Here is a 19315-nt window from a genome sequence, read left to right as displayed (position 1 = left end):
GATAGGTTCTTGCGCATGGCGGTAGTAGGTGTGGGGATAGATCTCGTCTCCATACCCGACTTCGCAGAACAGGTCGACCAGCCGGGGACGGTGTTCGCAGAGACGTTCACGCCCGGTGAGCGCCGCGACGCCGCCGACAAGAGTTCGTCGGCGGCGCGGCACCTGGCGGCACGTTGGGCGGCCAAGGAGGCCGTCATCAAGGCGTGGTCGGGGTCGCGGTTCGCCAAGCGGCCGATGCTGCCGGAGGGCATTCACCGTGACATCGAGGTCGTCACCGATATGTGGGGGCGGCCGAAGGTGCGTCTCACCGGTGCCATCGGAGAGCATCTGAAGGGTGTGACCATTCACGTATCGATGACCCACGAGGGCGATACGGCCGCGGCAGTGGTGATCCTGGAGTCACACGACTAGCCGCTAGCCTCGAATCATGAGCGATCTCGTGCAACGGGTTCGCGACGTGCTGCCGTCGGTGCGCCGCGACCTGGAAGACCTCGTACGTATCCAGTCGGTGTGGGCCGATCCGGCCCGCCGCGGTGAAGTGCAACGCAGTGCCGACGCTGTGGTAAAGCTGTTGTCGGAGGCAGGTTTTGACGATGTGCAGATCGTCAGCGAAGGCGGCGCGCCTGCCGTCATCGCGAGGCACCCTGCCCCGCCCGGTGCGCCCACGGTTTTGCTCTACGCCCACCATGACGTTCAGCCCGAGGGCGACCACTCGCAGTGGAACTCACCGCCCTTCGAACCCACCGAACGCGACGGGCGCCTCTATGGCCGCGGCACCGCCGACGACAAGGCGGGCATCGCAACGCATTTGGCGGCGTTCCGGGCGCACGACGGTAACCCGCCGGTCGGGGTGACAGTGTTCGTCGAGGGGGAGGAGGAGTCGGGTTCGCCGTCGCTGTCCGCTCTGCTGGCGGCACACCGCGAGACGCTGGCGTCCGACGTGATCGTCATCGCCGATTCCGACAACTGGAGCACCGACAACCCCTCGTTGACCGTGACTCTGCGCGGCCTGGCCGACTGTGTCGTGGAGGTGGCGACGTTGGATCACGGTCTGCACTCGGGTTTGTGGGGTGGTGCCGTACCCGATGCACTGACGGTCCTGGTGCGCCTGCTGGCCAGCCTGCACGACGATGAGGGCAACGTGGCCATCGAGGGACTGCACGAAGCCACAGCGGCGGATGTCGACTACTCGCCGGAGCGCGTCCGTGCGGAGACGGGCATGTTGGACGGTGTCCGCGAAATCGGTTCCGGTTCAGTACCACAACGACTTTGGGCCAAACCGGCGATCACGGTGATCGGCATCGACACGACGCCGATCGACAAGGCGTCCAACACGCTGATTCCGCGGGCGCGCGCGAAGGTCAGCATGCGCGTAGCACCGGGCGGTGACGCGGGAGAGCACCTGGCGGCGCTTACCCGTCACCTCGAGACCAATGCGCCGTGGGGTGCCCACGTGACCGTCACCCCCGGCGACCTCGGGCAGCCGTACGCCATCGACGCCACTGGAGCCGTCTACGACGCCGCCCGCTCGGCATTTCGGGAGGCGTGGGGTGCCGAGCCCGTCGACACCGGAATCGGTGGCTCCATTCCGTTCATCGCGGAGTTCGCCGCGGCGTTCCCGTCGGCCAAGATCCTGGTGACCGGTGTGGAAGACCCTGCGACACAAGCGCACAGCGTCAACGAAAGCCTGCATCTCGGGGTGCTGGAGCGTGCCGCGACCGCTGAGGCGCTGCTGCTGGCGAACCTCGGTTCAGACGGACAGATCGCGACGTAGCTTGGCGACGTGGCCGGTGGCCCGGACGTTGTACTGCGCCTCGGCGATCTTCCCTTTCTCGTCGACCACGAACGTCGAACGGATGACACCCTGAACGGTCTTGCCGTACATCATCTTTTCGCCGTAGGCGCCCCACGCGGTGAGAACCTCGCGGTCGGGGTCTGACAGCAGAGGGAACGTCAGCTTTTCTTTGTCCCGGAACTTCGCCAGCTTCTCTGGCTTGTCGGGTGAGATACCGATCACGTCGAGTCCGGCTCCATTGAGCTCGCTGAGGCTGTCACGAAAATCGCACGCCTGCTTCGTGCAGCCCGGTGTGGACGCGGCGGGGTAGAAGTACACGATGACCTTGCGGCCCTTGTAGTCGGAGAGTTTGACGGTCTTGCCGTCAGCGTCGGGCAGGCTGAACGTGGGGGCTTTGGCGCCCACCTCGAGTCGCGGAGTCTGTGGCACGCGTGCGGATCCCCTCTCATGGACCGGTGCACTTCGATTAGTGCGAGCTGATCTAGGGTAGTTCCGCAAGGCACCAGACTTGGAGCAGGGCTTGACGCGTATGGGAGATGGATGTGGCGGACCGCGACCCCGACACCATCAAGCAGGAGATCGACCTGGCTCGAGACCAGCTGGCGCTGACGGTCGATTCTCTGGCTGAGCGCGCCAACCCACGTCGGCTGGCCGACGACCTCAAGGCCGGTTTGGTGGCGTTCGTCAAGAAACCGCCTGTCGCCATTTCGCTCGCAGGCGTCGGAACGGTCGTGATCTTTGTCGTCGTGCGCCGTATCAGGCAGCGCTGAGGCGTCTTAGCTCAACGCCGGCGGGCGGAGCGGAACAGCTCGGTGAACCAGGAACCGGGGGGATTGGCGACGCGACCAATGCGGCTGCAGTTGTACACCGCGACTGGACCCTGCCCAGTTACGTCGGTGTCGCCGGGTGCGCTGGGCGTACCAGCTGCAAACCCTGCGCCAATCTGCCCCATCAGCTAATTTCCCATCTCGTAGGTTCGGTTATGCTCGTCGGGCCTCGCCTCTCGACTTCAGCTAATGCGGACTTTAACATGGTTTGCCCTCTTTTGGCAGCTTGAACCGGGAGAATTTGTGGAAAGAGTTCCTTCCGCAACGATCATCTGCCCTGCGTAATCCGTAGCATAACTTCAGTTATGTAACGTCCAGCACACACAGCTGGATCGAACTGCGGGGCCGAGCTGGGTATTTACGCAAACGTAAACCGCAACCATCCTGATGTGCTATGCGAAGGGTGCGGCCGATGAACGGCCTCCGCGATGCGTAAGAAAATGAGTGCGCCGTCAGGGTTTCGAACCCCGGACCCGCTGATTAAGAGTCAGCTGCTCTACCAACTGAGCTAACGGCGCTGCGTGTGAGACGATAACAGGCCGCGCGGCACGGGCGAAATCGTTACTCGCCTGCCGCTCGCGAGCGACGCTGTCGTCGCGCCCTAGGTGGCACGTGCCCTTAGAATATTCCCAGAGATTCTTCTATTCGTGAGGTGGAGCAAACAATGTGGCAGGTCAGATCCGTGGCCGGTCCGCGTCGCAATCGTCGATGGCTGACCGTCATCGCGCTGATTCCCGCGATCGTGCTGGGGCTGTCCGCGTGTAGCAGCAACTCCGCGCCGCCGCAGGCTCAGGTCATCACCGATAAGGGCACGCCGTTCGGCGATTTGCTCCTTCCCAAGCTCGCAGCGTCGGTGAAGGACGGAGACGTCGGCGTGAGCGCCGCGTCACCGGTGACCGTCGGCGCGGAGGACGGCGTCCTGGGCGCAGTCTCCATGGTGAACGAAGACGGCGAGCCTGTGGAAGGCAAGCTGAGCAAGGACGGGCTGCAGTGGGCTACCGCTGAACCGCTCGGTTACAACAAGCGCTATACCCTGACCGCCGAAGCGCTCGGCCTCGGCGGTGCCACTTCCAGGCAGATGACGTTCGAGACGCACTCGCCGGAAAACCTCACGATGGCCTACGTGGTGCCCAGCGAGGGTGAGGTCGTCGGCGTCGGGCAGCCGGTCTCCGTCCAGTTCGACGAGAACATCCCGAACCGGATCGCGGCCCAGCAGGCCATCAAGATCACGACCACACCTCCCGTCGAGGGCGCCTTCTACTGGCTGAACAATCGCGAAGTGCGTTGGCGCCCAGCGGCTTACTGGAAGCCGGGTACCAAGGTCGAGGTGGCCGTCAATACCTACGGCGTCGACCTCGGCGACGGGTTGTTCGGCCAGGAGAACATCACTACGCACTTCTCCATCGGCGACGAGGTGATCACCCGCATCGACGACAACACCAAGACGTTGACGGTCACGCGCAACGGCGAGGTCATCAAGACCATGCCGGTGTCGATGGGTAAGAACAGCACGCCGACCAACAACGGCACCTACATCGTCGGTGACCGTCGGTCGCACATGGTGATGGATTCGTCGACCTACGGTGTGCCGACGAACTCCCCGAACGGTTACCGCACCGAGGTGGACTGGGCCACGCAGATCTCCTACAGCGGGATCTACGTGCACGCCGCACCGTGGTCCGTGGGCAGCCAGGGCTACAGCAATGTCAGCCACGGGTGCATCAATGTGAGCTCGAGCAACGGGCAGTGGTTCTACGACAACTCGAAGCGCGGCGACATCGTGGAAATTTCGAACACCGTCGGCTCGATCCTGCCGGGTACCGAGGGGTTGGGCGACTGGAACGTCCCTTGGTCGCAATGGAAGACGGGCAACGCGAACGTCTGAGCGCAACAAAAAAGTCAGGGAGCGAATTCGCTCCCTGACTTATTTGGGTGGCTGACGGGACTCGAACCCGCGACAGCCAGGATCACAACCTGGTGCTCTACCAACTGAACTACAGCCACCATCGCCACAGCATCTGCGGCGTCGTCGATACTAGCCGCTCGGACGCTCTGCAGCCGAATCGATATCGGTCGAGTCGTTGTTCGGCGGGCCGAGCTGGTCGGCAATCGCGGCGATTTCACTGGTGGATGGCCCAGGCGGGGCGACGAACGCGGTCTGGCGGTAATACTTGAGTTCGCGGATCGACTCGTGGATGTCGGCCAGCGCACGGTGGGCGAGGCCCTTCTCGGGCTGGCCGAAGTAGATCCGCGGATACCAGCGGCGGCACAGCTCCTTGATAGAGCTGACATCGATCATCCGGTAGTGCAGGAAGTCGTCGAGCTTGGGCATGTCGCGGGCGATGAACCCACGGTCGGTCGCGATCGAGTTGCCGGCCAGGGGAGCGGTCTTGGCTTGTTTGACGTGCGTGCGGATGTAGTCGAGGACGAGTTCTTCGGCAGTGGCCATGTCTACTGTCGACGCCCGCACCTCCTCGGTCAGGCCCGAACGAGCGTGCATGTCCCTGACGACGGACACCATCGACGAGAGCGCGGCTTCGTCGGCGTGAATCACCACGTCAATGCCATCGCCAAGGATGTTGAGGTCGGCGTCAGTGACCAGCGCCGCGATCTCGATGAGCCGGTCCGTACCCAAGTCCAGGCCGGTCATCTCACAGTCGATCCACACGAGTTCGTCACGCACAGCGCTCAACAGTACTGTTTGCGACCATGACCAACGCGCCAAGCGCCACTGGAGCCCAGCAAATTGCCGCCGGCTACGCGTTCGAGGGTCCCGCCCTGCAACTAGGCACGGTCGTCGTCGACGGTGTCTGCGACCCGACTGCACAGGTCCGCATCCCGTTGGCCACCGTCAACCGGCATGGCCTCGTTGCCGGCGCCACGGGTACGGGTAAGACCAAGTCGCTGCAGGTGATCGCCGAGCAGCTGTCGGCCGCTGGCGTGCCGTGCCTGATGGCCGACGTCAAGGGCGACCTGTCGGGGCTGTCGCGGGCCGGTGGATCGAACGACAAGACCGAGCAGCGCGCCAAGGACACCGGCGATGACTGGACGCCCACCGGCTATCCGGTCGAGTTCTTGTCGCTCGGCACCACCGGCATCGGTGTTCCGGTGCGGGCCACGATCTCCAGCTTCGGCCCGATCCTGTTGTCAAAGGTGCTGGGGCTCAACCAAACCCAGGAATCCACGCTGGGCCTGATCTTCCACTGGGCCGATCAGAAGGGTCTGCCGCTGCTGGACCTCAAGGATCTGCGCGCGGTGATCCAGTACCTCACCAGCGACGAGGGCAAGCCGGAACTCAAGGCACTGGGCGCGGTGTCCAAGGCCACTGCGGGCGTCATCCTGCGGGCCTTGGTCAACCTCGAAGCCGACGGTGGCGACACCTTCTTCGGTGAGCCCGAGCTGGAGCCCAAGGACCTGATGCGCCTCGACGACCAGGGCCGCGGCATCATCACGCTGCTCGAGGTCGGTGAGCAGGCCGCGCGGCCGGTGATGTTCTCGACCTTCCTGATGTGGGTGCTCGCCGACCTCTTCACGACGCTGCCCGAGGTGGGCGATATCGACAAGCCGAAGCTGGTGTTCTTCTTCGACGAGGCCCACCTGCTGTTCAGCGATGCGTCGAAGGCCTTCCTCGAACAGGTCGAGCAGACCGTCAAGCTGATCCGCTCCAAGGGCGTCGGTGTGTTCTTCTGCACTCAGCTGCCGACTGACGTGCCCAATGCGGTGCTTTCACAGTTGGGTGCGCGGGTGCAGCACGCGTTGCGCGCCTTCACCCCTGATGACCAGAAGGCGTTGTCGAAGACGGTGCGTACCTACCCGAAGACTAAGGTCTACGACCTGGAGACGGCCTTGACGTCGTTGGGTATCGGCGAAGCGATCGTCACGGTGCTGTCCGAGAAGGGCGCGCCGACGCCCGTGGCGTGGACCAGGATGCGTGCCCCCCGCTCGCTGATGGACACCATCGGTCCGGAGGCGATCGCGGCGGCCGCCAAGGCCAGCCCGCTGCAAGCGGAGTACGGCCAGACGATCGACCGCGATTCTGCCTACGAGCGGTTGTCCGCCAGGATGGCGCCGCCTGAACCGCCCGCGCCGCCGGCCGCTGACCCTTCGCTGCCGCCGCCGCTTCCGGTCGACGTCGGGGGTGCGACAGCGTCGGGTGAGGTCAAGAGCCGGGGGACCGCTGAGCCGGGGATGCTCGAGAAGGTGATGGACAGCCCGGCGTTCAAGAGCGCGATGCGGTCGGCTGGCACGGTGATCGGCCGCGAGATCACGCGAAGCATCTTCGGCACGGGCCGCCGCCGCCGGCGCTAGCCGCCGCCGAGCTTGTTGTACACGGCGCCGACGATCGGCGTCACGATCGCGCGTGGCGTGTAGCCCGCGCCTACCGACATCGCCTTGCTGGTGATACCGGGGACGATCCGCATCTTGTTGCGCTCCAAGCCATCCAGCGACAGCTTGGCGGTGTACTCGGTGGAGATCCAGAGGAAGTCGGGGATCAGCTTCTCGACGAGCGACTGTTCGGCTTCCGACGGCAGCGTCTCGCGCACCGGTCCAGGCGCGAGCAGGGTGACGTGCACCCCGTGGCGCTTGAGCTCACCGCGCAACGACTCGCTGAAAGTGTTGACGAACGCCTTGCTCGCCGCATATGTCGCGTTGTTCGGTATCGGCGAATTGCCCGCGGCGGATCCGGAAATCAGGATGCCGCCGGCCTTGCGCGCCACCATTCCGGGCACCACCGCGAGCACAAGGTCATGAACGCCAAGGACATTGAGCTGAACCTGGGCCAGCTCGCCGTCGGCGGGGAGGGACGCGATCGGTCCGAACGTTGCGGTGCCTGCGTTCGCGCACAGGATCGAGATGGTGCGAACGGCCAACTCCTCGCAGAATTTCCCGCGATCGCTCGGATCCGCGAGGTCGACAGGACGCACCTCGACCGTCACGCCGTACTGGCCGGTGATCCGGTCCGCCAGCGCCCGCAGGACCTCTTCCCGGCGTGCGGTGATGATCAGGTGGTGTCCGCGCGACGCGAGCTCGAGGGCCAGCGCTTCGCCGATGTTCTGTGACGCACCGGTGACGACAGCACGGGCTTCTTCGCTGGGAGCGGGTACTGGCATGCGCCGGACTATATCGTGGGCCCTCATGAGCGAACTGACGTCGTCCGCACCGACGGTGCGACGGTCGCAGATCGTCTCCTGGGCAGTGTGGGACTTCGGCTCGACGGGGCTGAACGCGGTGGTCGCGACCTTCGTGTTCTCGATCTACCTCACCAACGCCGTTGGTGACGGACTGCCCGGCAGCATCAGCGCGACGAGCTGGCTCGGGTGGGCGCTGGGCGCTGCCGGTCTGGTGGTCGCGCTGCTCGCTCCAGTCACCGGGGTGTGGGTGGAAACACCGTGGCGGCGGCGACGCGCGTTGGCCATCCTCAGTGTGCTGTCGGTCGGGTTCACGCTGACGATGAGCATGGTCCGTGAGGACTGGCGCTACCTCGCGCTCGGTCTTGTCCTCGTGGCCGCCACCTCGGCGTGCAATGACCTCGCCACCGTGCCGTACAACGCCATGCTGCGGCAGCTGTCCACTCCCCAGACCTCGGGTCAGATTTCCGGATACGGCCTCGGCCTCGGGTATTTCGGCAGTGTCGTGTTGCTCCTGGTGGTCTACTTCGGATTTGTCTCCGGCGACGGTGACCACACCGGTCTGTTGAATCTGCCCGCAGCCGACGGCCAGAACGTCCGCGCTGCGATGGTCTTCACCGCGATCTGGTTCGCGCTGTTCGCGCTACCGATTCTCATCCTCGTGCCGAGCCCGAAGCCCGACATCGAGGCGCCGGCCGCGGCAAGCGGTTTCTTCGGTGGCTATCGCAAGCTGTGGACCGAGATCCGCAGCGAATGGCGCCGAGATCCCAACGTCGTCTACTACTTGATCGCCAGCGCGGTGTTCCGTGACGGGCTCACCGGTGTGTTCGCCTTCGGCGCGGTGCTCGGAGTCAAGGTCTACGGCGTCTCGTCAGCCGACGTGCTTCTGTTCGGGGTGAGTGCCAGCGTCATCGCCGCGATCGGCGCGATCATCGGCGGCTTCCTCGATGACCGGCTCGGCGCCAAGCCGGTGATCGTCGGCTCACTGACGGCGATGATCGTCGTCGGTCTCATCCTGATGATGCTGTCGGGTGTGCTGGCCTTCTGGATCTGCGGGCTGCTGCTGTGTTTCTTCATCGGTCCGACGTTGTCGGCAGCACGCACGCTGATGCTGCGAATGTCGGCCGACGGTAAAGAGGGGGTCGCCTTCGGCCTGTACACCACCACGGGCCGGGCGGTGTCCTATCTGGCTCCGGTGCTGTTCTCGACGTTCATCGCCATTTTCGGTAGCGACCGCGCGGGCATCGGCGGAATCATCGTGGTGCTCTTGGCGGGGATGCTCGCGATGTTGGCGGTGAAGACGCCGGGCCGGGTGGCGACGAACTAACCCGGCGAACTAGCTCGGCCAACTAACCCGTCGTGGCACAGATCGTCAGGCCGGCACCCGTGCGCTGCTCGAGCAGGACACCATTGACCGAGATCGAGCAGTTCACTTCACGGCCGACGTTGATGATGCTGATGCTCGCGGAAGCGTCTGCAGGCACCGGCAATTGAACTTCTTTGCTCCATGGCAGCACGACGTTGAACTCCGTCTGCAGCACTCCGCCGTTGTCGACGTAGGTGATGTTGATGGCCCGGCCCTCTCCGACGACGTCGTAGACCACGGTCTCGGTGGGCCCCGCCGGGGTGGTGTCGGTGGTCGGTGGCGTCGTCGACGGAGTCGGCAGCGGGATCACCGGAACCGAGGGTGTGCGCGACGTCGTCGTGGTCGGGGTTCGGGTCGGCGAGCTGGGCTCTGTCAGCGACGGCGGAGGCGCGACCACGGTCTCCTGACGGGAGCTGCTGTCGTAAACGACGACCAATGCGATCACCAGGGCGATGACGGCAAGCACCGCTGCTGTGGCCAGCACCCACAGCCAGCGGGGTGCCTTCGGCTCGTCTGGTGGTTCTCCGGCCCCGTCGGGGGGATACTGCCCGCCGTACTGGCCGGTCGAATAAGGGTCGTAGCCGTAGGGCAACTGCTCGGTCGGCGGCGGCGTCGCGGGGGTCTGATAGGTGGGGCCGTACGGGGCCTGACTCGCGTACGCCGGATCGGGATAGCCCTGGTAGCCGCTGCCCAGCGGCTGTGTCGGGTCGGGTCCGTTGCGGGAGCCTGATTGCTCATCGCGTCCGCGATGTGGTGAATCGGTCATGCCCGCCTCATGGCTGCGAGGGTACCTGTGCAGGCGCTCAGGCGGCCGCCATGGCAAAGGTTCGGACAGTCCGCACTGTCGCGATGGCGACGTTTACCGGCCGCGACCTCGGTTTACTCTGGTCACGATGGCTGAGCAGGTTCGTCGCGTCTACGGGGCATCAATGTCGCCGGACGCCACCGCGTTCGCGCACATAGTCGACGATGGCGGATATCCGCGCGCAGTGCAGCGATTCCTGCGCGGGTGGCGCGCGAGTTCCTCGCGTGATGTCGAACTGCCTGTCGAAGGCCCGGTGCATCGGGTCATGCATTCCGCGGACGGGTACTGGCTCGCCTGTGAGGTGGCGCCCGAGGGTGGATCTCGCAGCCAGATCTGGGTGGTGACAACCGATCCCGACGACCGTGACGCCCGCCGCATCGACACGTGGCCCGAGGGAGCCGCCGAAGGCAACGCCGAGCTGATCGGTTGGGATGGCACCCGGGTGGCGGCGATCCTGACGGGTGATGACGGAGTTGGCAGCTCGTGCCTGATCGACCCGGCCGACGGGGTAACGGTGGTGCTCGACCGGCGGTCGGGCGGCAGACTGGTCGACGCCTGGGCGGGAGCCGCACTTGTACGGGTCGGACCTCGCGGGTACCGCGACCTCATCATGTTGCGCGGTCTGACCGAAATCGCATTGCTGCCTTATGATCCCGGCTCCACGACCGACAGCGGGATCATCCTCGACGATCATGGTCCGCGGCGCTTGCGCACCGGCGTCGAGGGCGATTCCTACGAGCTCTATCAGCCGTCGACGGCCTCAGAACTCAGCAGCACCGAAGGCTATGTGCGCGCGCTGATCCGCAGCGAGAACGGCGCCGAACACGCCCGCCTGCTCGAGGTCATCACCACCGAAGACGGGGTGTCCTATCAGGTGATCGCGGAGCGACCCGGATATGAGTTCGACGAGTTCACCGTCAGCGATGATCTGTCCACCGTAGCGATACTGTGGAACATCAACGGCGCCAGCGAATTACAGATTCTCGAACTCGCCGACTACACCGCGTACCCGCCGATTCCGCTACCCGGGATGGTGGCCAGCGAGCTGAGCATCAGCGCCGGCGGCTCGATGCTGGCGATGACGGTGGAAAGCCCCTCGATGCCGGCGACTGTCGAGTTGGTCGATCCTCGGACGCGCGAATGGGAGCCCATCGACCGTGAGCCGAGTCTAGGTCCGGTATCGGCTGATCCGACGCTGGAGACGATCACGGCGCGTGACGGTCTGACGTTCACCGGTTGGCTCTTCCGGCCGCCCGACGGGATCGAGCCGATCGGCGCGATGTTGTTCCTTCACGGCGGCCCCGAAGGCCAGGGCAGACCCGGCTACAACGAGTTCTTCCCGCCCCTGCTCGAAGCGGGCATTTCGGTGTTCCTGCCGAACGTGCGGGGCTCTGGCGGGTTCGGCCGCTCCTTCATGCATGCCGACGACCGAGAGAAGCGATTCGCGGCCATCGACGACGTCGCCGATGCTGTGAACTTCCTGGCCGACAATGGTCATGCGCATCGCGATCGCATCGCATGTTGCGGTTGGTCGTACGGGGGCTACCTAACCCAGGCTGCGCTTACCTTTCACCCCGAGCTATTTGCCGCGGGGATCAGCATCTGCGGTATGAGTGATCTGAATACGTGGTATCGCAACACCGAACCGTGGATCGCCGCTGCCGCGTATCCGAAGTACGGCCATCCGGTCAGCGACCGCGACCTGCTGGAGCAGTTGTCACCGCTGCAGCGGGTGGACGCGTTGACCGCGCCACTGCTTCTCGTCCACGGCGCCAACGACACCAACGTGCCCCCGGATGAATCTCTGCAGATGTACACCGCGCTAAAGGCGCTCGGCCGCACCGTCGAACAGCTGGTATTCGACGACGACGGCCACGAGATCGACAAGCGAGAGAATCGCGCTGTGCTGGTCAAGGCGATGTGCGACTGGCTTCTCAGCGCTTTTGCGCCTCGTCGGACGCCGTAGCCCAATCGTTGCCGTAGACAGGTTTGAGAAATTGTCTGCCGGGTAAACACGCTGCGTGCGCACCGATTTGGGGCGCCAATAGAAATGGAGGCGCAGCATGCGAGGCGGTGGGCTACTCGGCGTTTTAGTGCTCATCTGGTTGCTGATCGGCGTTTTTGCGGCCTATCAGCGCGGTTACTTTGAAACTGGCGCAACCAACTGCGCGACAACGGGAAGTATCGCTCTCACCGTCGTCGCCGGCCCGCTGAACTACGCGGGCGTCAACCCGAAGGTAACGGACTGCAACGTTCCGCAGCCCAGTCAATAGCCCACTGGCAGTTGGCAATTCAAGAGAATGGAGTCGCAATGATTATTCTTGGAGTCATCCTCGCCGTGCTCGGCTGGATCCTCGGCATCAGCGTCCTGACGACAATCGGTGTCGTCCTGGTCGTGATCGGGGCCGTCTTCTGGATTCTCGGGTCCGTCGGACGTCCCGTGGGTGGCCGTAGAGCCTGGTACTAACCGCTCGCGGTCCCCGTGGCCGAGGTCAACGCAGCAACCGTCATCGCCCGTAGGACGGCACGCTCGTTGGCCTCGGCCTTTTTCGTGGCAGTGGGCTTCACCGAATGTGGTGTCGAATTCAGCAGTCCGAACGTTGCGTGCGCCATCAGCCGAGCATCGTCTTCGCCCAGGGAATTGTTCAACCGCCGCAACACATCTACCCAGATCTCGACATACTGCCGTTGGGCTTTTCGGACCTGACGCTTGGCGCTCGGCGGCAGGTTGGGAAGGTCGCGGTCCTGAATGCGGATCAGGTCTGATTCGCCGAGGGCGAAGTCGAGGTGAAAGTCGACCAACCCGTCGAAGGCGGATTGCGCATCGTCGGCGCGGGCGACGACGTCCGTCGCCCCGGCCAGCAGACGGGTGCTGATTCCCACCAGCAATTCGACGAGCAGCGCTTCCTTATTGGGGAAGTGTCGGTAGATCGCCGGTCCGCTGACGCCGGCGGCGGCGCCGATGTCCTCCAGTCGCACTGCGAGATAGCCGCGCTCGGCCACCAGACGCTCGGCGGCCGCGATCAGTTGCGATCGGCGGTCCGATTTGGCCTTGCTGCGGCGCGTTGTGGCCAGATCGGACACCGAAGTGGAGGCCATAAGCACACTCCAAACGCACTGGTGGACATTTCGGTTAATCGTGACTAACATACCATGAGTTAGTCGTCATTAACTCAACCGAACGGGTTTTCTGCGATGACAACGCGGACTTCGCATCGCGAGGAGCACCTCGAGCTGGTGGGTCAGTTGCGCGCCAAGCTCGCCGCTGCGGCGCTCGGCGGCCCAGAACGGGCCCGCGAACGCCACGTCAGTCGGGGCAAACTGCTACCGCGTGACCGCGTCGACGGGCTCCTCGACCCGGGCAGCCCGTTTCTCGAACTGACGCCGCTTGCCGCCGACGGCATGTACGACGACGAATGCCCCGGTGCGGGCATGATCGCCGGCATCGGGCGCGTCTCGGGGCGCGAGTGCGTGATCATCGCCAACGACGCGACCGTCAAGGGCGGTACCTACTACCCGATCACCGTCAAGAAGCATCTGCGCGCCCAAGAGGTCGCCGGGCAGAACCGGCTCCCGTGCATCTATCTCGTCGACTCCGGCGGGGCATTCCTGCCGCGCCAGGACGAGGTGTTCCCCGACCGTGAGCACTTCGGCCGCATCTTCTACAACCAGGCGAACCTGTCGGCTGAGGGCATCCCTCAGATCGCGGCGGTGCTCGGCTCGTGTACCGCCGGTGGCGCCTACGTGCCTGCGATGAGTGACGAGGCCGTGATCGTCCGCAACCAGGGCACGATCTTTCTCGGCGGTCCGCCGCTCGTGAAGGCGGCGACCGGCGAGATCGTCACCGCGGAGGAACTCGGCGGCGGCGATCTGCACTCCAAAACCTCCGGTGTGACAGACCATTTGGCGCACGACGATCGCGATGCATTGCGGATCGTCCGCCGCATCGTGAGCACTCTGGGCCCGCGTGAGCCGTTGCCCTGGGATGTGCGGCCGACGGCTGACGCGAAGGCCGACCAGACCGAACTGTACGACGTGGTGCCCGTCGACTCCCGCGTGCCGTACGACGTGCACGAGGTGATCACCCGCATCATCGACGGTGGCGACTTCGCCGAGTTCAAAGCCGAGTACGGCAGCACGCTCGTGACCGGTTTCGCGCACATCCACGGGCATCCGGTCGGCATCATCGCCAACAACGGGGTGCTGTTCAGTGAGTCCGCCCTCAAGGGAGCGCATTTCATCGAACTCTGCGACAAACGCCGTACGCCACTGTTGTTTCTGCAGAACATCTCCGGCTTCATGGTGGGCCGCGACTACGAGGCAGGGGGGATCGCCAAGCACGGCGCGAAGATGGTCACCGCGGTCGCCTGCGCCAGGGTGCCGAAGCTGACCGTTGTGATTGGCGGTTCCTACGGTGCGGGCAACTATTCGATGTGCGGGCGGGCGTATTCGCCGCGGTTCCTGTGGATGTGGCCGAATGCGAGGATCTCGGTCATGGGTGGCGAACAGGCCGCCTCGGTGCTCGCGACGGTGCGCGGCGAGATGACTCCCGAGGATGAAGAGAATTTCAAGGCGCCCATACGCCAACAGTACGAGGACCAGGGGAACCCGTACTACTCGACGGCGCGGCTGTGGGACGACGGCGTGATCGACCCCGCCGACACCAGAACCGTTCTCGGTCTTGCGCTTTCGGTGGTCGGACAGGCTCCACTGGAGCCGGTTTCCTACGGCGTGTTCCGGATGTGATGACGTGACCACCTTCGATTCTGTCTTGATCGCCAACCGCGGTGAGATCGCCGTGCGCGTGATCCGCTCGCTGCGTGCGATGGGTATCCGTTCGGTCGCGGTGTTCAGCGACGCCGACGCCGGTGCCCGCCATGTCGCCGAGGCCGATGTGGCCGTCAACATCGGGCCCGCTGCCGCCAGGGAGAGCTATCTCAATATCGACGCCGTGGTCGCGGCGGCCCAGCGCACCGGGGCGCAAGCGATACATCCGGGCTACGGGTTCCTCTCGGAGAACGCGCAATTCGCCGCTGCCCTGCAGGCCGCGGGCATCGTGTTCGTCGGGCCACCGGTCGGAGCGATTCAGACGATGGGCGACAAGATCGCAGCAAAAACCGCGGTATCGGCATTCGGAGTGCCTGTCGTTCCCGGTGTGTCGCGGCCCGGGCTCACGGACGACGATCTGATCGCCGGCGCGGAAGAGGTCGGCTATCCGGTCCTCGTGAAGCCGTCCGCGGGTGGTGGCGGTAAGGGCATGCGTGTCGTGCACGAGCCGTCGGAGTTGGCTGCCGCACTGGCCAGCGCGCGCCGCGAAGCGGCATCAGCGTTCGGCGACGACACCCTATTCCTCGAGCGTTTCGTGTTGAACCCAAGGCACATCGAGGTGCAGGTGCTCGCCGACGGCTTCGGCAACGTCGTACATCTGGGCGAACGGGAATGCAGCCTGCAGCGCAGGCATCAGAAGGTGATCGAAGAAGCGCCGTCGCCTCTGCTCGATGCGGCAACGCGCGCCCGCATCGGGACCGCGGCCTGCGATACGGCCCGCAGCGTGCAGTACACCGGCGCGGGCACGGTGGAGTTCATCGTGTCCGCTGACCGACCCGACGAGTTCTTCTTCATGGAGATGAACACCCGACTGCAGGTCGAGCATCCGGTCACCGAGATGGTCACCGGCGTCGACCTCGTCGAGCAGCAGGTGCTCATCGCCGCGGGACACAAGCTGCCGATCACGCAGGACGACGTCACCTTGACCGGCCACGCGATCGAGGCGCGCGTCTACGCCGAGGATCCCGGGCATGGCTTCCTACCGACCGGTGGCACCGTGCTGGGCCTTGCCGAGCCTGCAGGACCGGGAGTTCGCGTCGACTCCGGACTGGCCGCCGGCACCGTGGTCGGTAGCGACTATGACCCGATGCTGTCCAAGGTCATCGCGCATGCCGAGGATCGTGCCGGCGCCATCCGCGCCCTCGATACGGCCCTGGCGCACACCGCCGTTCTCGGTGTCACCACGAACATCGAGTTCCTGCGATTCCTGCTCGCCGATCCCGACGTCGTCGCCGGTGACCTCGACACCGGACTGCTCGACCGCCGCATGCCCGACTTCAAGCCCGCGGAACCGGGTGATCGCGAGCTGATCGCCGCGGCGGCCTACAAGTGGTTGCGCGGCTGGCCCGATCCGGTGACCGACCTGTGGACGGTGCCGTCGGGGTGGCGGGTCGGCGTGCCCGCGCCGACGACACTTCGGCTGCATTCCGGTGACCGCACCGAGCACGTCTACCTCACCGGCACCCCCGGATCCGCCAGGGCCGCCGTGGAAGACGGCGAATCTCACTCGCTGTCAGCATCTCTCGACGACAGACGGCTGTCCTTGACGCTGGACGGATTGCGCACCGAATATCTGGTCGCGGCGGCCGATGGGCATATCTGGCTGGCCGGCGACGGGCACACCGCTGTTGTCGACGAGCTGAGGGAAGCGCCCGTGCGACCCGACGACGAACACAGCGGTGACGCCGAGCTAACCAGCCCCATGCCGGGTTCGGTTGTTGCCGTTGGTGTTTCCGACGGCGACGCGGTCGAGGCCGGAGCCGTCGTGGTGACCGTCGAGGCCATGAAGATGGAACACGCCCTGACCGCGCCGGTCGCGGGCGTTGTCGAACTACTCGTCGCCGTGGGCGACCAGGTCAAGGTGGGCCAGCCATTGGCACGGGTCATCGGAGAGAAAGAAGTGTCGAATGAGTGATTTCCTCGCGACGGGCATGCTGCCTGATCACTATGAGCAGCTGGCGAAGACTGTCCGCGACTTCGCGCAGAGCGTGGTGGCGCCGGTAGCCGCCAAGCACGACGAAGAGCACTCCTTCCCGTACGAGGTGGTCGCGGGCATGGCCGATATGGGGTTGTTCGGCCTGCCGTTCCCCGAGGAATACGGCGGTATGGGCGGTGACTACTTCGCGCTGTGCCTGGCGCTGGAGGAACTCGGCAAGGTCGATCAGAGCGTGGCCATCACGCTGGAGGCCGGGGTTTCGCTGGGTGCCATGCCGGTGTACAGGTTCGGCAACGAGGAGCAGAAGCAGGAGTGGCTGCCGCTGCTGGCCAGCGGTAAGGCGCTCGGTGCGTTCGGCCTGACCGAGGCCGGCGGTGGCACCGACGCGGGCGCGACCAGGACGACGGCCAAGCTCGACGACGGGCACTGGATCATCAATGGCTCTAAGCAGTTCATCACCAACTCCGGCACCGACATCACCAAGCTCGTCACCGTCACCGCGGTCACGGGCGAAACCGACGGCAGGAAAGAGATCTCGTCGATCCTGGTGCCGGTTCCGACACCGGGATTCACCGCTGAACCGGCCTACAACAAAGTCGGGTGGAATGCGTCGGACACCCACCCGCTGAGTTTCGATGACGTGCGGGTGCCGCAGGAGAATCTGCTCGGTGAGCGTGGCCGTGGCTACGCCAATTTCCTGCGCATCCTCGACGAGGGACGCATCGCCATCGCGGCGCTGTCCGTCGGCGCCGCGCAGGGCTGTGTCGACGAATGCGTGAAGTACGCGAAGGAGCGCGAGGCGTTCGGTCAGAAGATCGGTGCCTATCAGGCGATCGCGTTCAAGATCGCGCGCATGGAGGCCCGTGCGCACGCCGCCCGCACTGCCTACTACGACGCGGCCGCCCTGATGCTGGCCGGCAAGCCGTTCAAGAAGGCCGCGGCGATCGCCAAACTGGTGGCCAGCGAGGCGGCCATGGACAACTCCCGCGACGCGACACAGGTCTTCGGCGGCTACGGCTTCATGAACGAGTATGCAGTCGCACGGCACTACCGCGACAGCAAGATCCTCGAAATCGGTGAGGGGACAACCGAAGTGCAGCTGATGCTGATCGCGCGGGAGGCCGGACTGTGAGCGAAGCGAACGATTCAGCAGGCGCGAGCGAGAAGAAAGTCATCGTCCAGCGCGGCCTGTGGTTCGAGGAGTTCGAGACCGGTGTGCTGTACCAGCACCGGCCGGGGCGCACCATCACCGAGGCGGACAACGTCCTGTTCACCACCCTGACGATGAACACCCAGGCGCTGCACTTGGACGCCGCGTTTTCCGATGCGCTGCCCCCGTTCAACCAGCGACTGGTGAACTCGATGTTCACGTTGTCGACTCTGGTCGGGCTGTCTGTGGCGCAGCTGACGCAGGGGACGATCGTCGGGAACCTCGGCTTCGGCGAAGTCGCCTTCCCGAAGCCGCTTTTCCACGGTGACACGCTCTACGCCGAAACCGAGATCCTCGAGAAGCGGGAATCAAAGAGCAGGCCGGGGGAGGGCATCGTCACGTTCTCGCACGTCGGCCGCAATCAGCACGGAGACATCGTGGCGACCGCATCCCGTAAGACCATGGTGCGCAAGCGGCCCGAGGGGACGGCCTGATGTCGCTGGGGAACAACGGACCCGGCTGGCTGTTCTGCCCGGCCGATCGGCCGGAACGGTTCGAGAAGGCCGCCGCCGCAGCCGATGTCGTCATCCTCGACCTCGAGGACGGAGTGGCCGGCAAGGACCGGGAAGCCGCACGCCAAGCGCTGATCGACACCCCGCTGGATCCGGCCCGCACCGTGGTCCGCATCAATCCGAGCGCGACACCCGACCATCAACTGGACTTGGATGCGCTGGCGCGTACCGACTATGACGTCGTCATGCTGGCAAAAACCGAATCACCGCGCCAGATACGCGATCTCGCACCACGCGACGTGGTTGTGCTGATCGAGACACCTCTGGGGGCCATCGAAGTCAACGAGTTGGCCCGAATGGAGAATGCGTTCGCCGTGATGTGGGGCGCCGAGGACCTCTTCGCTGCCACGGGCGGTACCGCCAACCGCTGGCCCGACGGCAGCTACCGCGATGTGGCCAAGCATGTGCGGTCGCAGAGCTTGCTGGCTGCCAAGGCATTCGGGAAGCTGGCCCTGGATTCGGTGTATCTCAACATCAAGGACCTCGACGGCCTGCGCGCCGAAAGTGACGACGCGGTCGCCGTGGGTTTCGACGCCAAGGTCGCCATCCATCCCTCCCAGGTCGTGGTCATCCGCGATGCCTATGCGCCGACCGATGAAGAGATCGACTGGGCCCGCCGAGTGCTCGAGACTTCGCAATCGCAGCGCGGTGTCTTTCAGTTCGAAGGGCAGATGGTCGACATGCCGGTGCTGCGGCGGGCCGAGCGCATCATGGCCCTCGCTCCGCAGAATCCCGCCTAGGCGCAGGTGCGACACGTCCCGCGCGGCCCGAGCCTTAACGGGTTGATTGGACTCACCTCGTGCTCGCAATCGACCTCTTAAGCGCTAAGGCGTCCTCGACACGGTGCGTAACCACCGGGGTCTCCTCGAAGGCGAAGGCATAATGGTGATTGCCCCAGTATTGCGGCG

19 protein-coding genes and 2 tRNA genes are annotated in these 19315 nt (G+C 65.0%); 14 read left to right on the top strand and 7 right to left on the bottom strand.

What is annotated here, in order from left to right; genetic code table 11:
• Nucleotides 1–15: 15 nt before the first annotated feature.
• Nucleotides 16–411, top strand: a complete 396-nt coding sequence (locus tag ACIA48_RS27760) for a holo-ACP synthase (protein WP_396739111.1) — start codon at nucleotides 16–18, stop codon at nucleotides 409–411.
• Between the two features lie 16 nt (nucleotides 412–427).
• Nucleotides 428–1774 carry a dipeptidase gene (locus ACIA48_RS27755; RefSeq protein ID WP_396739110.1) on the top strand — a complete coding sequence of 449 codons (1347 nt, stop codon included), beginning with the start codon at nucleotides 428–430 and terminating at the stop codon, nucleotides 1772–1774.
• Here ACIA48_RS27755 and bcp read toward each other — a convergent pair.
• Nucleotides 1751–2224: a thioredoxin-dependent thiol peroxidase gene (gene bcp / locus ACIA48_RS27750; protein ID WP_396739108.1), complete on the bottom strand. Its 474-nt coding sequence runs from the start codon at nucleotides 2222–2224 to the stop codon at nucleotides 1751–1753. The two genes, ACIA48_RS27755 and bcp, sit on opposite strands and share 24 nt — an antisense overlap.
• Before the next feature lie 113 nt (nucleotides 2225–2337).
• Here bcp and ACIA48_RS27745 point away from each other — a divergent pair, with 113 nt between their 5' ends.
• Nucleotides 2338–2565, top strand: coding sequence for a DUF3618 domain-containing protein (locus ACIA48_RS27745; RefSeq protein WP_396739106.1), 228 nt, complete (start codon nucleotides 2338–2340; stop codon nucleotides 2563–2565).
• A gap of 502 nt (nucleotides 2566–3067) precedes the next feature.
• On the opposite strand, the gene ACIA48_RS27740 is transcribed toward ACIA48_RS27745, so the two are convergent.
• Nucleotides 3068–3140, bottom strand: a tRNA-Lys gene (locus ACIA48_RS27740).
• A gap of 146 nt (nucleotides 3141–3286) precedes the next feature.
• On the opposite strand from ACIA48_RS27740, the gene ACIA48_RS27735 reads away from it, so the two are divergent.
• Nucleotides 3287–4507, top strand: a complete 1221-nt coding sequence (locus ACIA48_RS27735) for an Ig-like domain-containing protein (protein ID WP_396739104.1) — start codon at nucleotides 3287–3289, stop codon at nucleotides 4505–4507.
• Nucleotides 4508–4553: 46 nt separating this feature from the next.
• On the opposite strand, the gene ACIA48_RS27730 is transcribed toward ACIA48_RS27735, so the two are convergent.
• Both ACIA48_RS27730 and orn read right to left on the bottom strand, forming a co-directional pair.
• Nucleotides 4554–4626, bottom strand: a tRNA-His gene (locus ACIA48_RS27730).
• Nucleotides 4627–4657: 31 nt separating this feature from the next.
• Nucleotides 4658–5305, bottom strand: coding sequence for an oligoribonuclease (gene orn / locus ACIA48_RS27725; RefSeq protein ID WP_396739102.1), 648 nt, complete (start codon nucleotides 5303–5305; stop codon nucleotides 4658–4660).
• A 26-nt stretch (nucleotides 5306–5331) separates the two neighbouring features.
• Between orn and ACIA48_RS27720 the strand changes: the two genes are divergently transcribed.
• Nucleotides 5332–6930 (top strand): helicase HerA-like domain-containing protein, encoded by a 1599-nt coding sequence (locus tag ACIA48_RS27720; RefSeq protein ID WP_396739100.1) that lies wholly within the window; start codon nucleotides 5332–5334, stop codon nucleotides 6928–6930.
• Here ACIA48_RS27720 and cmrA read toward each other — a convergent pair.
• Nucleotides 6927–7733 (bottom strand): mycolate reductase, encoded by an 807-nt coding sequence (gene cmrA, locus ACIA48_RS27715; RefSeq protein ID WP_396739098.1) that lies wholly within the window; start codon nucleotides 7731–7733, stop codon nucleotides 6927–6929. The genes ACIA48_RS27720 and cmrA overlap by 4 nt on opposite strands.
• Nucleotides 7734–7758: 25 nt before the next feature.
• Between cmrA and ACIA48_RS27710 the strand changes: the two genes are divergently transcribed.
• Nucleotides 7759–9078, top strand: a complete 1320-nt coding sequence (locus ACIA48_RS27710) for an MFS transporter (protein WP_396739096.1) — start codon at nucleotides 7759–7761, stop codon at nucleotides 9076–9078.
• A 22-nt stretch (nucleotides 9079–9100) separates the two neighbouring features.
• On the opposite strand, the gene ACIA48_RS27705 is transcribed toward ACIA48_RS27710, so the two are convergent.
• Entirely contained in the window at nucleotides 9101–9883 is a 783-nt protein-coding gene (locus ACIA48_RS27705; protein WP_396739094.1) for an MmpS family transport accessory protein, read from the bottom strand.
• 127 nt (nucleotides 9884–10010) lie between these two features.
• On the opposite strand from ACIA48_RS27705, the gene ACIA48_RS27700 reads away from it, so the two are divergent.
• The 3 genes from ACIA48_RS27700 (at nucleotide 10011) to ACIA48_RS27690 (ending at nucleotide 12389) form a co-directional block, all read left to right on the top strand.
• Nucleotides 10011–11888 carry an alpha/beta fold hydrolase gene (locus tag ACIA48_RS27700; RefSeq protein WP_396739093.1) on the top strand — a complete coding sequence of 626 codons (1878 nt, stop codon included), beginning with the start codon at nucleotides 10011–10013 and terminating at the stop codon, nucleotides 11886–11888.
• Nucleotides 11889–11985: 97 nt separating this feature from the next.
• Complete coding sequence (locus ACIA48_RS27695; RefSeq protein ID WP_396739091.1) at nucleotides 11986–12195, top strand: hypothetical protein; 210 nt, start codon at nucleotides 11986–11988, stop codon at nucleotides 12193–12195.
• Nucleotides 12196–12233: 38 nt separating this feature from the next.
• Nucleotides 12234–12389, top strand: coding sequence for a hypothetical protein (locus ACIA48_RS27690; RefSeq protein WP_396739089.1), 156 nt, complete (start codon nucleotides 12234–12236; stop codon nucleotides 12387–12389).
• On the opposite strand, the gene ACIA48_RS27685 is transcribed toward ACIA48_RS27690, so the two are convergent.
• Nucleotides 12386–13021, bottom strand: a complete 636-nt coding sequence (locus tag ACIA48_RS27685) for a TetR/AcrR family transcriptional regulator (protein ID WP_396739087.1) — start codon at nucleotides 13019–13021, stop codon at nucleotides 12386–12388. The genes ACIA48_RS27690 and ACIA48_RS27685 overlap by 4 nt on opposite strands.
• A 96-nt stretch (nucleotides 13022–13117) precedes the next feature.
• Between ACIA48_RS27685 and ACIA48_RS27680 the strand changes: the two genes are divergently transcribed.
• Genes ACIA48_RS27680 through ACIA48_RS27660 form a run of 5 tightly spaced genes read left to right on the top strand, consistent with a single transcriptional unit; the run spans nucleotide 13118 to nucleotide 19147 of the window.
• Nucleotides 13118–14668: a carboxyl transferase domain-containing protein gene (locus ACIA48_RS27680; RefSeq protein WP_396739085.1), complete on the top strand. Its 1551-nt coding sequence runs from the start codon at nucleotides 13118–13120 to the stop codon at nucleotides 14666–14668.
• Nucleotides 14669–14672: 4 nt separating this feature from the next.
• A complete protein-coding gene (locus ACIA48_RS27675) occupies nucleotides 14673–16664 on the top strand; it encodes an acetyl-CoA carboxylase biotin carboxylase subunit (RefSeq protein ID WP_396739083.1) in 1992 nt (663 codons plus the stop codon).
• On the top strand, nucleotides 16657–17817 hold the full coding sequence (locus tag ACIA48_RS27670) for an acyl-CoA dehydrogenase family protein (protein ID WP_396739082.1): 1161 nt from the start codon (nucleotides 16657–16659) through the stop codon (nucleotides 17815–17817). Before ACIA48_RS27675 ends, ACIA48_RS27670 begins: the two co-directional genes overlap by 8 nt.
• Entirely contained in the window at nucleotides 17814–18329 is a 516-nt protein-coding gene (locus tag ACIA48_RS27665; protein WP_396739080.1) for a MaoC family dehydratase, read from the top strand. The genes ACIA48_RS27670 and ACIA48_RS27665 overlap by 4 nt, the downstream gene beginning before the upstream one ends.
• Nucleotides 18329–19147: an HpcH/HpaI aldolase/citrate lyase family protein gene (locus tag ACIA48_RS27660; protein WP_396739078.1), complete on the top strand. Its 819-nt coding sequence runs from the start codon at nucleotides 18329–18331 to the stop codon at nucleotides 19145–19147. Before ACIA48_RS27665 ends, ACIA48_RS27660 begins: the two co-directional genes overlap by 1 nt.
• The last annotated feature ends 168 nt before the right edge of the window (nucleotides 19148–19315 follow it).

The sequence above is a fragment of the Mycobacterium sp. NPDC051804 genome (assembly GCF_044452905.1).
In the GTDB taxonomy this organism is placed as follows: domain Bacteria; phylum Actinomycetota; class Actinomycetes; order Mycobacteriales; family Mycobacteriaceae; genus Mycobacterium.
This window is presented reverse-complemented; position numbering and strand designations above follow the sequence as displayed.